A 12,154-nucleotide genomic window follows, 5' to 3' on the forward strand; every position below is an offset into this window, starting at 1 on the left:
AACGGTGACGCAAATCGAAGGTGGTGGCTTGGTCGAAACTGCGGCGCTTGGGACGTCCTTTAAGGATTTCACTGCTGGAACCATTGCATCCGCGCCGACCACGGCCCGGAAAACGACTGTAGAGCCTGATCAACCAATAAAACAAGCAAACCCCGAGGTGCAGACAGTGAAGACTGCAAAACCTATCGTAAAACAGGTCGCGCCTTCGGCGAAAGAAGCATTGAAAGCGACGGATCCTCTTAAAACAAGCCAGCCCGAATTGACCCAAGCCAAACGGCCTGAGATTGAGCCCAAACGCAGACCTGCAACAACACCTGTGCAAAGCCCAGAACTTGAGAAAAAGAAAGTCGCCCAGCTCGCTGTGAAGGCAGGCAATGGTGAACGCACTCAAAAAAAAGGCAGTACAACAGGCGAAACCGCCAAGGGAGAAGCTGGCGCAGCAAAAACAGCCCGCACGGCCTCGGCTCAAGGCAATGCCGATGCAACCAACTACGCGGGGAAAGTCAAACGCAAGATCCTCCGCGCGCGACGCAAAAGCGCGAACATCCGCGGTGCGGTTCTGGTGACGTTTCGCATCGCTGACAGCGGAGCTTTGGTATCGGCCAACATTGCCCGCAGTTCAGGTTCAAAGCGTTTGGACCAGATCGCCTTGTCACAGGTGCGCACGGCCGCACCTTTCCCAATTCCGCCTGTCGGGGCCCGTCGCGAGTACACTATAGAAATTTTGAGCAAGTAGCGGTGAATGCACGAGGGAGGAAAGTTTTAAGAACCATATGATCAGCACCAGATTGCGACAGCGCGAGTGCGAAGGGTGATCTCAAAATGCCAGATAGTACGCGTTAGCTAAGCTATGCAATAGCCGCACTGATGCTTCCGATGAGGGAGATTTGCCACCTTAGGGCCAGGAATCATGGCCAAGGGATGACGGGTGCAGCGAGGGTGATGGCAGAGACGAAGACTTTCGGGCAGCGGTCGTATAGGGTTGCCACGCGCCGCCAGTCCTTAAGCCTTCCAAACATGATCTCGATCCGGTTGCGGCGTTTGTACCTGCGCTTGTCGTATTTGACCTGGGTCTCGCGTTGTTTGCGGTCTAGGATGCAGGCGCTGATCAAATTGTTTTTAAACGCTTCTCTGAACCAGCCGGCATCACAATCCCGGTCACCGAGTAGCCAATCGACGTCCGGAAGGCTGCTTAACGACTCCGGTGCACCAATTTAGTCACTGACCAGACCGGTAGTGACAAGGAGGTTGATCGGTTTGCCCAAACTATCTCAGATGGCATTCAGCTTCGTGTAAGTGTAGGCTGGCGCCGACCTACTAGGCGTTCACGCGCCTCTTTTTGACGCTAAGTCTGGTCGCCGTGCGGTGCGCGTTCAGGTAAGTCGCGTTGATCATCACGGTCTTCTCTTCGCCATGCGCGGTGGCCAGAGCAGCCATCATCCGGGCGAAGATGCCCTTATCGCTCCACAGCTTCCAACGGATGTACCGCGTCTTATGAGGCCCAGATACCGCCGGGGCATCACGCTATCGCATGCCTTCGATTTTGATGACGAGAAACCCGCTCAATACGCGCCGGTCTTCAACTCATGGCTTGCCATGGGACTTCGGGAAGAAAGGCCCAGGACAAGCCATCTGCGCTTCTGTCAGCCAAAATTGATCTGATATGTTCAAATCTCAGTTTTCAAAACGTGAATCATACCGTCCGAAGGAAATCATGGGTCCTGACCCCATAACTCTTGGGATGGACGGCTAAAACCTACTGTGATCCTATGCTGTCGCAGTTCATGGGCAGTCAATGCGATCAGCTTCTCATATTTTAGGTATTGTAGTAGCCATTGCCGCCAGCTTTGGCCTCTATTTGGTTTCCTACCAATACTTCGTTTCGGAGGAGCTTTCGAACGCTCAGGGCCGGCTCTCTCTTTACCAAAGCTCGGTGAACAGCGAACTCGAACGATTTTCCCACCTTACATATGTGCTGTCACAAGACTCCTTTGTAATTGGAACAGCCGAAGGCGATGGCACCGGAACATTGAACCGACGCCTTGAGGATTTTGCCGAACAGGCAGGTCTGGATGCGATCTACTTGATGGACGAAGACGGGATCACGATTTCCGCATCGAACTACCGCGAAATAGGGAGCTTTGTTGGCCAGAACTATGCTTTCCGCCCGTATTTCCAAAGTGCCATTTCTGGTGAACAGGGCCGCTTCTACGCCATCGGGGCCACAACGGGTTTGCCGGGTTACTTCATTGCGAACGCAGTGCTGAACGACCGAGGAGCTCCAACAGGTGTCGTAGCAATCAAGATCGACTTCTCTGATCTTCAGGATAGTTGGAAAAACTCGGGCGAACAGGTCCTTTTGGCCAATGAAGACGGCGTCGTTCTGCTGTCTTCGAACGCGGATTGGCAATATCGCGCGTTGACGCCATTGTCGGAACCACAGCGAGAGCGAATTCGAGATGCCAGGCAGTTTCCGGGGCGAGACTTAGATGCGTTGGATTGGGTTGAGTTGCCGGGAGACCAGGCCAGAATTGCGGGGACGAAGCGCCTGCATCTTGCAGCTAAGGATCTACCTCATGGCTGGTCGCTTCACTACTTTGCGAGTGACGATCAGGCCGTAGCGCGCAGTTGGCTTGTAACTGCAATTTTTGTCCTTTTGGCGGGGCTCACATTTATCTTCTTCCAAATACAACGCGCGAGACGCGTAAGCGCGGCCTTGGCGCGGTCCGAAGAAGAAGAAGCAAAGCTGCGCGAGGCGAATGAACGGCTTGCCATCGAAATCGACGACCGCAAGACAGCCGAACGTAGCCTCAAACGCACCCAGAGCGAGTTGGAGCGCGCAAGCCGACTGGCGGCTCTGGGGCAACTCTCCGCGTCGGTCACACATGAATTGGGCCAGCCCATAGCTGCGATGCGCAATCACCTGGTGGCAGCAGAGATCTCATCTACCGGTGAGACCAAGTTGCCGCAAAAAATCGGAAGCCTTGTCGACAGGATGGAAGGGATCACGCGCCAATTGCGGTTCTTTGCACGGTCAGAGAATGAGGCGTTTGATGACGTAGACTTATTTACTTCGGTCAATGCCGCTTTGGCTCTGGTTGCGCCAAACATTGAGCAGGGCAGGGTGAAAATCTCAGTTGATGCGCCGACTGTTCCGGTCTTTATCCGGGGCAGTGCCCTGCGGGTCGAACAGGTCATCACCAATCTTTTGCGAAATGCCATAGATGCTACGGAAGAAGCGGATGCGCCTGAAATCCAAATCTCTATCACGGCTTCTGATGATGAGGCAGTGTTGGAAATTCAGGACAACGGTCACGGATTGGGCGAGGCAACGCTGGCTGAGTTGCAAGAGCCATTTGTAACCACAAAAGAGAGCGGGCGAGGCATGGGCTTAGGACTGGCGATTTCCACCAGCATTGTCAAAGATCACGATGGCACAATGACGGCCCGTAACCGCGATGGTGGAGGAACAATTTTCCGCGTCACCTTCCCGATGGCCTCAAATACTGAAGAAACGGACGAATGACCCAGCAGCAACCTTTCAAAGTTCTGATCGTTGATGATGACAAATCGATGCGACATTCTCTTGTCGAGTTGCTCGAAGCCGCTGGCTGGACTGTTAGCGCCCTTTCGCGCGCGACCCAGGTGACGGAGTATCTGGTCAGCGCGTCGCCCGATGTCATTCTGTCCGACGTGCGTATGCCCGGCATGACGGGGCTTGAATTGCTGGCCAGTTTGGACAGGCATGTGGCGCCTCCGGTGGTTTTGATTTCAGCACATGGTGATATCCCGATGGCGGTTCAGGCTATACGGGACGGGGCGTATGGGTTTATCGAAAAGCCATATGAACCTCGGCGATTGCTGACGGTGCTGAGGCACGCGGCCGAGCAAAACCGAATGCGGAAAAGCAATGCCCGCCTTAAAGATCGGCTATTCAAACTGTCAGGGCTTGACCGCATCCTGCTGGGCCAAACAGACGCCATTACAGACCTGCGACAAGACGTACTTGACCTTGCCGATACGTCGGTTGCGGTTTTGTTGCAGGGGGATACCGGCACTGGGAAAGAGCTGGTTGCCCATGCTTTACATGATTTGGGCCGCGCGCCGGAGGCTCCGTTCTTGGCGCTGAACTGCGCCGCATTGTCGGCCGATACGTTTGAAGCGGAAATGTTCGGGGTCGCAGGTGAATCTGACGGCAGGCTTGTGGCGGCATCGGGCGGAACCTTGTTTCTGGATGAAATCTGCTCGTGCCCACCAGCGGCGCAGGCCAAGCTACTAAGGGTCATCGAAGATCAGCAGGTCCTGCCGGTGGGGGCTGTGTCGCCGGTGCCGGTAAGTTTCAGGGTCGTGTCAGCAACCAACGAAGACGTTGTACTGGCCGCCGAGGAAGGCCGCCTGCGTCAGGACCTATTGTTTCGACTAAATACTGTCGTCCTTACTTTACCTCCGCTACGGCAAAGACGGGATGATCTGGTTCTGCTGGCGACGCATTTCTTGAGCGAATACGCGCAGGTTTATGAGATTGACGCGCCAGAGCTTGATCAGGACGATTTGGCCGCTCTGCTTGCCCATGACTGGCCCGGCAATGTGCGAGAATTGCGCCATGTCTGCGAACGGCGCATTTTAGCGGCGCGACGCGGAGGAGGGTCGATGGCGCAGGCTATACACAGCGATCAACACTTTGACGAAGTACCGGATACACTGCGCGAGGCGGTTGCTGCTTTTGAGCGCGAGCTCATCGGCAAAGCCATCAAGGCACATAAAGGCCGCATGGATGCCGCCGCCGAAGCGCTTGGGATTGGCCGCCGGACGCTCAATGAAAAGATCGTCAAGCTCGGTCTCGACAAAGAGGCGCTGTTGTAAGCGAAACCACTCTGCGGATATCCGCAGAGGAACAGAAATTTCCCGCGCGTTTTCCTTCATAGGCAGGCTGCTGCGCATCCTGAATACTCTGCCCAAACACATTGCGTGATCTGGGAGGAGCCAATATGCGCAAACATCTTAACCGGGCGGCCATTGCCGCCCTGTCACTGACCGTTGCATCCGAAGCGCTGGCTGTCGAATGGAACGTTTCCCTGTGGGGCAAGCGTCGTGCCTTTACCGAACACGTCGAGAAACTTGCTGAATTGGTGAGCGAAAAGACGGACGGTGAGTTCACACTCAACATCAGCTATGGCGGTTTGTCGAAGAACAAAGAAAACCTCGATGGGATTTCGATCGGTGCGTTTGAAATGGCCCAATTCTGCGCAGGCTATCACCGCGACAAGAACCCCTCGATCACTGTCATGGAACTGCCGTTTCTGGGCGTGACATCCCTTGAACAAGAAATTGATCTGTCGATGGCCGTTTATCAACACCCGGCCGTTGTTGAGGATCTGGCCCGCTGGGACGCGACTCTGCTGATGCCGTCGCCACTGCCGCAGTACAACCTTGTGGGTGTCGGTGAAGCGCCGAAATCTCTAACCGATTTTGAAGGTCTAAGCGTAAGGGCGACCGGCGGCATCGGTAAAGCGATGGAGACGGTTGGGGCAGTTCCGACCTCGATGTCTGCATCCGAAGTGCGCCAGGCAATGGATAGTGGCATCGTCAAAGCGGTCAGCTTTGCGCCACATGCGCATATGTCATTTGGCACCATTGAAAACGGCACGTGGTGGACGACGAACCTCAACCCCGGCACCGTCAACTGCCCTGTCGTGGTGAACACGCTGGCGCTGGAAGATTTATCTGACGAACACCGCAAAGCGCTGTTGGGATCGGTGGAAGAGGCACTGGATCATTACGTGAGCCACTACCAGACCAAAACGATGGAAGCGTGGGGCCCAGAGTTGGATCAACGCGGTATTGAACGGGTCACTTTCAGCGATGAAGAAATCGCAGCGTTCAAAGAAGCCGCTGCCGCCCCCGCGGCCGAGGCCTGGATTGCAGAAAACACCGAGCGCGGCCTGCCAGCACAAGAGCTTTATGACCTTGTGACTGGCAAGATCGCAAACGGTAGCTAATCCACTCACAGCCCGGCGTCGGCCAAGCTGGCGTCGGGTGCCTTTTTCCTGACAGCGGAGTACAAAGATGGCCGGGTCATCCCAAGTGCTGTCCGACGACAGCCGTCTCAGCATTCTCGATCAACGTCTCTACAAACTGGAAAGCTTTTTGGCTCTGATCAGCGGTCTTGCAGTTTTCTCGCTGATGGTCATGGCCGTGGTTTCCGTTGGTGGCCGGAATTTCGCCAATGCGCCGCTTCCCGGTTACGTGGACTGGATCGAGCAGGCCATGCCGTTGATCGCCTTCATGGGGATTTCTTATGCGCAGCGTGATGGCGGTCATATCCGAATGGACATGGTTGTTGGCGCGCTCAAGGGCCGGACGCTCTATATCGTTGAGTTCATCACGACCGCAGTCATTCTGGCGCTGATCGTCTTGCTGATCTGGGGGAGCTGGGCGCATTTCGCACGCAGCTTTGACTTTGGTGCTCCACTCTGGAGCCGCGACAGCTCCATCGACATCGGTATCCCGCTGTGGCCGGCCAAGCTGTTGGCACCCGTCGCCTTTAGCGTGCTTTGCCTAAGGCTTGCTCTACAGCTTTGGGCCTACAGTCGTGCGATCCAGCACCCCGATCAGGCACCGATTGCCGTCCCGCTAGTTGCCGATGCAGCGACCCAAGCTGCAATGGAAGCCGAGCACGTCTCGGGCCACGACAACTGAGGTTAAATCTTATGGAACCCATAGATATTGGTCTGATCGTATCGGGCGGTATGCTTGTTCTTGTGGTGTTGGGGATGCGCGTGGCCTTCGCCGCCGCGACAGCTGGCATGGTTGGTCTGATCTGGATCTTCTGGGCCAAGTTTGGGTATGACCCGGCGCGGTTCGGCAAGGCTGTGACTGTGGCCGTCAAGACAGCGGGGCAGGTGCCGCACTCTAAGATCTCAAGCCAAGCGTTGAGCCTTATCCCGACTTTCATTCTGATTGGCTACCTCGCTTATTATGCGGGGCTAACCAAAGCCTTGTTCGAAGCCGCAAAGCGTTGGCTGGCATGGGTTCCCGGCGGGCTGGCTGTCTCGACAGTTTTTGCGACTGCTGGGTTCGCTGCGGTTTCCGGGGCCTCGGTCGCCACTTCCGCTGTGTTCGCGCGTATCGCCATCCCCGAGATGTTGAAGATCGGCTACGACAAGCGTTTTGCTGCAGGTGTCGTTGCTGCAGGCGGTACGCTCGCCTCGCTCATTCCGCCTTCGGCCATTCTGGTCATCTACGCGATTATAGTCGAGCAGGATGTGGGCAAACTGCTGTTGGCGGGATTCATCCCGGGCATGTTCTCGGCTGTGATTTATGGCCTGCTTATCATTGGCATGGCCGTCGTAATCAAAGGGTTTGGTCCCGCGGTCACCGGATTTACATGGAAAGAACGTTTCCTCTCGTTGCCGCCCGCATTGCCCATCGTGATTGTCGTCGTTACTATCATCTTCTTTGTCTACAATCCATTCGGCGGCGATGCCTGGGGTACGCCAACCGAAGGCGGCGCAATTGGAGCATTCGTAGTGTTCCTGATGGCGCTGTATCAGGGTATGCGCTGGTCCGAACTCAAAGACGCGCTTTTGGAAACCGCCAAGCTGAGCGTCATGATTTTCACGATCATTTGGGGCGTTTTGGTTTACGTTCGTTTTCTTGGTTTCGCCGAGTTGCCAAGTGCATTCTCCGACTGGATCACCTCGCTAGAAATGTCTCCAATGCTGATCCTGATCTGTATTCTTCTGGCTTACGCAGTGTTGGGTATGTTCATGGATGCGATAGGTATGCTGCTGCTGACGTTGCCGGTCGTGTACCCTGCTGTCATGGCTCTGAACGGTGGTGAGACCGTAAGTGCAGCCGAGAGTACCTTCGGTATGTCTGGGCCCATGTGTGCCATCTGGTTTGGCATTCTGGTTGTCAAAATGGCCGAGTTTTGCCTGATCACCCCACCTATCGGGCTGAATTGCTTTGTGGTGGCTGGTGTGCGGGATGACCTAAGCGTGCAGGATGTCTTTAAGGGTGTAACGCCTTTCTTTCTAGCGGATGCTGCGACCATCGCGATGCTCGTCGTCTTCCCTGCGATTGTTCTATGGCTTCCAGGACAGGTCTGAACCACATGGGTTGGTTTTGGAGTGCGGTTTGCCGGTGCGGCCAAGGCCTGCATCAATCAGCTGCGTGGCAGAATTCATGACACTTGTTCAATGTCCAGTTTTGACCGTCCTCGCCGGGACGGTTAGTGCCATGGTCTATCTATTCTGCGGATGACAAAATGACCGGAGAGAGCCTAGCAGAGACATCTCCACATCTTCGCATTACAATCGGTCAAAATGGAAACGGAACGCCATACCGGAAAAGAACCTAGGATTGCCCGAGGCAGGATTGTTGTGCCAGCAGAACTTTCGGCCTGTGAGCGGCGAGCACTGTCGAACAAACTGTATTCAGTACATCAAAAGATCTTTGCGGGTGTTTCCGCCGAAGAGTTTCATCAGCACGTGATAGAACCGCCGGCAGAAGCAACATCCATCCAGCTTTACAACGCGGCAGACCAAAGTGTTATTGGTTATTGTGCAGTTCACCGCTATCGACGCCAAGTGCATGGGCGCAGCGTCATTGTATTGCGGGCAGAGGCTGGGTTGGCACCTGGGTTTCGCGGGCGCGGCGCAACTTACGGCTTCGGCATCGTACGTGCTTTAACTGAAAAACTAAGCCACCCATTCACCCCAGTGTACTATCTCGGCACACTCGTTCACACGTCGAGCTATCACCTGTTCTGCAAGTATTTTCGGCGAATTTTCCCGCACCCGGATGTTAAGCCGCCCGGCAATATTCAGAAAATCGCTCGCCAGCTCATAGAAAGCTTCTCTGATCCGGCTGTTCGTCCAGAAGACCCGTTTGTGCGCGACGTCGGATGGGTCACTATCGAAACACCGCAAGAAAAACGTCTCAATGAACGGCTTGATCCATCAGACGTGCAGTTCTTTAAGCTACGCAATCCAGGTTTCACAAAGGGTCACGGCCTTGTCGTATTAATTCCGATGACCTGGCTCAACCTTTTAGGAGCACTTCTTTCACGTATTTACGAGCGCGCGCGCATCGCTTCCGGAATTCATAAACCCGACCTTTGATTGAATGGTGACTTTGCCTGCACTTCCGCCAAACGCTCTGAGGGAATCGGACATTCGAAAACACCGAACCGACCGTTCGAGCAGATCGCAGCGATCGGCTGCTGCGAACCCAAAGTAACATAGGATGCGATCGGCTCTAAGGTCAGCAATGCAAGATGTGCGTCATCAAATGCAGCTCAAACTGAGTTGGTGCGAAAAGTCATTATACGCACCAACCCCAGTTGAATCTTGTCACGCCTCCACTACGACTTTTCCGACCGCAGATCCATTCGTCAGGTGCCCATAAGCTGCACCGACATCGTTCCACCCAAACTTATGTTCGTCAACAATCGGTTTGAGAGCGCCGTCATCCGCCAGATCCGCCAGTATCCGCAGGATGTCGCCATGAGTTTGCCGCCCGACATCGTGCATCATCGGTATCAGCATGAAAACGACGTGCAGAGACAGACCTTTGAAATGCATAGGCGTCAAATCAATCTCGACCATCGCGACCGTTGAGGCGACATGGCCATTGAGTCGGGCGGCTTCGAAAGAGTTCGTCATGTTCGGACCGCCAACGCTATCGAACACCACATCGAAGCCCACACCGCCGGTGCGCTCTGCCACGTAGTCCTGGACCTTTTGTGTTGTGAAATCTATCGCGCGCGCGCCCAGCTCTTCGATCAGGGTCAACTGGCCCTCGTCGCGACCCGTTGCTGATACTTTGGCACCAAGGTGGCGGGCGATTTGGATGGAAATGTGACCAACGCCACCGGCACCACCCTGCACCAGAACAGTCTGCCCTTCGCCAACACCAGCACGGGTCAGCCCTTCATAGGCGGTGATGCCGACGAGAGGCAGCGCTGCAGCTTCCCGCATGTTCAGCGTCTTGGGTTTGTGTGCGATCAGGCGCGCGTCTGCGTTAATGTACTCCGCCAAAGCGCCCGGGAGATCCGTCAATCCACCTGCACAACCGTACACCTCATCGCCTATGGCAAGACCTGTCACACCGTCGCCAATCGCAACAACCGTGCCAGCAAAATCCATGCCAAGCACGGCAGGCAATTGAGGGGACAGAGGCAGGTCCGCGCCCAAGCTTCGGATCATTGTGTCGACGGTGTTGACGCTGGTCGCGGCCACTTTGACGACAACATGTCCGGGTGTCGCGACCGGATCGGGAATTTCAGCAAGCTCGAATAGCGCATCGGGTCCGTAAGAGTTGAGAACCATTGCCTTCATTGAAGTTTTCCTTTTGAGAAATGGTGTCAGGCCCACGTGGAAACCGCGCACGCCTGACGAGTTCATTGTGTTGAGGTGGGATCAGTTGATGTCCTGCACCTGCATCACCAGATCGCCCCACTTGCGCTGGTTCTCGATGTCATGTTCCAAACCTTGTTCATCCGCGATCGTGAAACGTTTTACTGCCGGAGTTTTGCTGGTCGCCTGATACAGCCAATAGGCTTCGGCCTTCAGCGCCTCATCGATGGGTTTGTCGATGGATTCATAGACCATCTGTTTGCAGGCATTGATCGACTCTGCGGGGAATTGTGCGATCCGTTCGGCCAGAGCAGTCACATACGGGCCGATTTCATCCGCTTCCAAAGCCTTGTTGATGGTGCCCAAACGTTCGGCGTCATCCGCGTCATAGTCTTGCGCGCTCAGGATGATCTCAAGCGCTTTGCCAAGGCCGGTTTGACGGGCCATGCGCGAGGCGCCACCGCCGCAGGGCAGGATGCCCATTCCGACCTCCATCTGCATGAACTTGTACTTTCCCCGCGCGGCAAAGCGCATATCCAACGCCAAGGCCAATTCGTGCCCGCCACCGCGCGCAAACCCTTCCAGCTTTGCAATGGTGGCCTGCGGTACCTTGCTGATCCGCTCGCAAACCGATTGCAGATCCAACAGCCGAGCGTCCTCGCGGGACACGGCTTCGGTCGACATGTCCTTAAGTAGCTCGGTATCGTAGTGGCAGACCCAGATTTCCGGATTGGCCGACTGAAAGATCACGACTTTGGTGTCGCGGTCCCGCTCGAGCCGCATGGCCAGACTGTTGAGATCGGCCAGCATTTCCTGGCCTTGCACGTTCACGGAGCCAAAATTGAAGGTGACCGTGGCGATGCCGTTTTCGACAGCTACGTCAAAGGTTTGAAAGTTCTCGTATTTCATTAGGCAGTCCTTTCTTGGGCCTCGACGCAGCACGCGTGAGGGGTAGGGGAGTGTTAAAGGTGGAGGTGTTCGGCGTTTTCGCGCCGGGATGGTCAGCCTGTCTGGCTGATCAAGTCTTTGATAGCGGTAATGACATCGGCAGCGTGGTTTTTGTCGAGCGCTGCGGGATGGGGATCAGCGAAAGTGCCACTGTCATTGTCGAAATAGGCTCCGGCCGCGTCCGCAAACCGCGCACCCAAGGCCGCATCAATCAAGATATCAGCGCCGATGTTCATATCGTTCCCGGCCAGGCCAAAGCCTTCTTTCACCATCTTTGATGCCAAAAGGGATCCGGGATTTACGGCGACCATCACAGGTGCATTCGACAGCGATTTGGCCCATTCGCGGGTCCAGATGGTGATCGCCAACTTACTTTGGGCATAGGCTTCCATGTCAGCCATTGGCACATTGCCCTGCATGGCCTTGAGGTTTACCGGGGCCTGTGCAGCCGATGACAGATTCACGACACGCCCGTCGGCGGGAATGATCGGCAAAAGCAATTCGGTCAGCAGATACGGTGCAAGCGTGTTCACAACAAAGCGGATGTCCTGACCATTTTCCAGCACGGATTGAGGGGCTTTTAGCACACCGGCGTTGTTGATTAATACATCCAGTTTATGATGCTTCGCCTGAACGTTTTCGGCCAGTTTTCGAACCGCGGACAAATCGCTGAGATCAGCGGCATAGGTTTCGACATCGCCTCCGACGGCGGCAGCCGCGCTCTCCAATTTGGATGCGCTGCGTCCATGGAGGAGCACCTTGTGCCCACCGGCAGCCAGCTTCTTCGCTGTCAGCAGGCCAATGCCGTCGGTTGAACCTGTAATGAGAATAGTCTTGGTCATCGG

Annotated in this window: 10 protein-coding genes and 1 pseudogene; 7 read left to right on the forward strand and 4 right to left on the reverse strand. The window is 55.4% G+C overall.

Going from position 1 to position 12,154, the window contains the following annotated elements:
* Positions 1-28: 28 nt before the first annotated feature.
* Positions 29-736: a TonB family protein gene (gene tolA / locus ACRZ95_RS16895; RefSeq protein WP_170680034.1), complete on the forward strand. Its 708-nt coding sequence runs from the start codon at positions 29-31 to the stop codon at positions 734-736.
* A 172-nt stretch (positions 737-908) separates the two neighbouring features.
* On the opposite strand, the pseudogene ACRZ95_RS16900 reads toward tolA, so the two are convergent.
* Positions 909-1,665: pseudogene (locus ACRZ95_RS16900) on the reverse strand (IS5 family transposase).
* 130 nt (positions 1,666-1,795) lie between these two features.
* On the opposite strand from ACRZ95_RS16900, the gene ACRZ95_RS16905 reads away from it, so the two are divergent.
* The 6 genes from ACRZ95_RS16905 to ACRZ95_RS16930 all read left to right on the forward strand — a co-directional run bounded on the left by ACRZ95_RS16905 (position 1,796) and on the right by ACRZ95_RS16930 (position 9,125).
* The gene (locus tag ACRZ95_RS16905; RefSeq protein ID WP_170680032.1) at positions 1,796-3,526 is read left to right on the forward strand and encodes an ATP-binding protein; all 1,731 of its coding nucleotides are present in this window, start codon (positions 1,796-1,798) and stop codon (positions 3,524-3,526) included.
* A complete protein-coding gene (locus ACRZ95_RS16910; protein WP_170680030.1) occupies positions 3,523-4,863 on the forward strand; it encodes a sigma-54-dependent transcriptional regulator in 1,341 nt (446 codons plus the stop codon). The genes ACRZ95_RS16905 and ACRZ95_RS16910 overlap by 4 nt, the downstream gene beginning before the upstream one ends.
* A 125-nt stretch (positions 4,864-4,988) precedes the next feature.
* On the forward strand, positions 4,989-5,999 hold the full coding sequence (gene dctP / locus ACRZ95_RS16915) for a TRAP transporter substrate-binding protein DctP (RefSeq protein WP_170680028.1): 1,011 nt from the start codon (positions 4,989-4,991) through the stop codon (positions 5,997-5,999).
* A 67-nt stretch (positions 6,000-6,066) separates the two neighbouring features.
* The gene (locus ACRZ95_RS16920) at positions 6,067-6,699 is read left to right on the forward strand and encodes a TRAP transporter small permease (protein WP_170680026.1); all 633 of its coding nucleotides are present in this window, start codon (positions 6,067-6,069) and stop codon (positions 6,697-6,699) included.
* 11 nt (positions 6,700-6,710) lie between these two features.
* Positions 6,711-8,111 (forward strand): TRAP transporter large permease, encoded by a 1,401-nt coding sequence (locus ACRZ95_RS16925; protein ID WP_170680024.1) that lies wholly within the window; start codon positions 6,711-6,713, stop codon positions 8,109-8,111.
* A 216-nt stretch (positions 8,112-8,327) separates the two neighbouring features.
* Positions 8,328-9,125 carry a hypothetical protein gene (locus ACRZ95_RS16930; RefSeq protein ID WP_170680022.1) on the forward strand — a complete coding sequence of 266 codons (798 nt, stop codon included), beginning with the start codon at positions 8,328-8,330 and terminating at the stop codon, positions 9,123-9,125.
* A 231-nt stretch (positions 9,126-9,356) separates the two neighbouring features.
* On the opposite strand, the gene ACRZ95_RS16935 is transcribed toward ACRZ95_RS16930, so the two are convergent.
* The 3 genes from ACRZ95_RS16935 to ACRZ95_RS16945 form a co-directional block, all read right to left on the reverse strand.
* Complete coding sequence (locus tag ACRZ95_RS16935; protein ID WP_170680021.1) at positions 9,357-10,343, reverse strand: zinc-dependent alcohol dehydrogenase family protein; 987 nt, start codon at positions 10,341-10,343, stop codon at positions 9,357-9,359.
* Between the two features lie 81 nt (positions 10,344-10,424).
* Positions 10,425-11,270 (reverse strand): enoyl-CoA hydratase/isomerase family protein, encoded by an 846-nt coding sequence (locus tag ACRZ95_RS16940; RefSeq protein WP_170680019.1) that lies wholly within the window; start codon positions 11,268-11,270, stop codon positions 10,425-10,427.
* 92 nt (positions 11,271-11,362) lie between these two features.
* Positions 11,363-12,151 carry an SDR family NAD(P)-dependent oxidoreductase gene (locus ACRZ95_RS16945; RefSeq protein ID WP_170680018.1) on the reverse strand — a complete coding sequence of 263 codons (789 nt, stop codon included), beginning with the start codon at positions 12,149-12,151 and terminating at the stop codon, positions 11,363-11,365.
* Positions 12,152-12,154 lie beyond the last annotated feature (3 nt).

The sequence above is a fragment of the Ruegeria sp. AI3 genome, from assembly GCF_056541245.1.

Bases quoted from the DNA above. Each gene is read 5' to 3' on its own strand.
- ACRZ95_RS16940 (WP_170680019.1), bottom strand. From the start codon at position 11,270: ATGAAATACGAGAACTTTCAAACCTTTGACGTAGCTGTCGAAAACGGC.
- ACRZ95_RS16935 (WP_170680021.1), bottom strand. From the start codon at position 10,343: ATGAAGGCAATGGTTCTCAACTCTTACGGACCCGATGCGCTATTCGAG.
- ACRZ95_RS16910 (WP_170680030.1), top strand. From the start codon at position 3,523: ATGACCCAGCAGCAACCTTTCAAAGTTCTGATCGTTGATGATGACAAA.
- ACRZ95_RS16920 (WP_170680026.1), top strand. From the start codon at position 6,067: ATGGCCGGGTCATCCCAAGTGCTGTCCGACGACAGCCGTCTCAGCATT.
- ACRZ95_RS16905 (WP_170680032.1), top strand. From the start codon at position 1,796: ATGCGATCAGCTTCTCATATTTTAGGTATTGTAGTAGCCATTGCCGCC.
- ACRZ95_RS16925 (WP_170680024.1), top strand. From the start codon at position 6,711: ATGGAACCCATAGATATTGGTCTGATCGTATCGGGCGGTATGCTTGTT.
- ACRZ95_RS16945 (WP_170680018.1), bottom strand. From the start codon at position 12,151: ATGACCAAGACTATTCTCATTACAGGTTCAACCGACGGCATTGGCCTG.
- ACRZ95_RS16930 (WP_170680022.1), top strand. From the start codon at position 8,328: ATGGAAACGGAACGCCATACCGGAAAAGAACCTAGGATTGCCCGAGGC.
- dctP (WP_170680028.1), top strand. From the start codon at position 4,989: ATGCGCAAACATCTTAACCGGGCGGCCATTGCCGCCCTGTCACTGACC.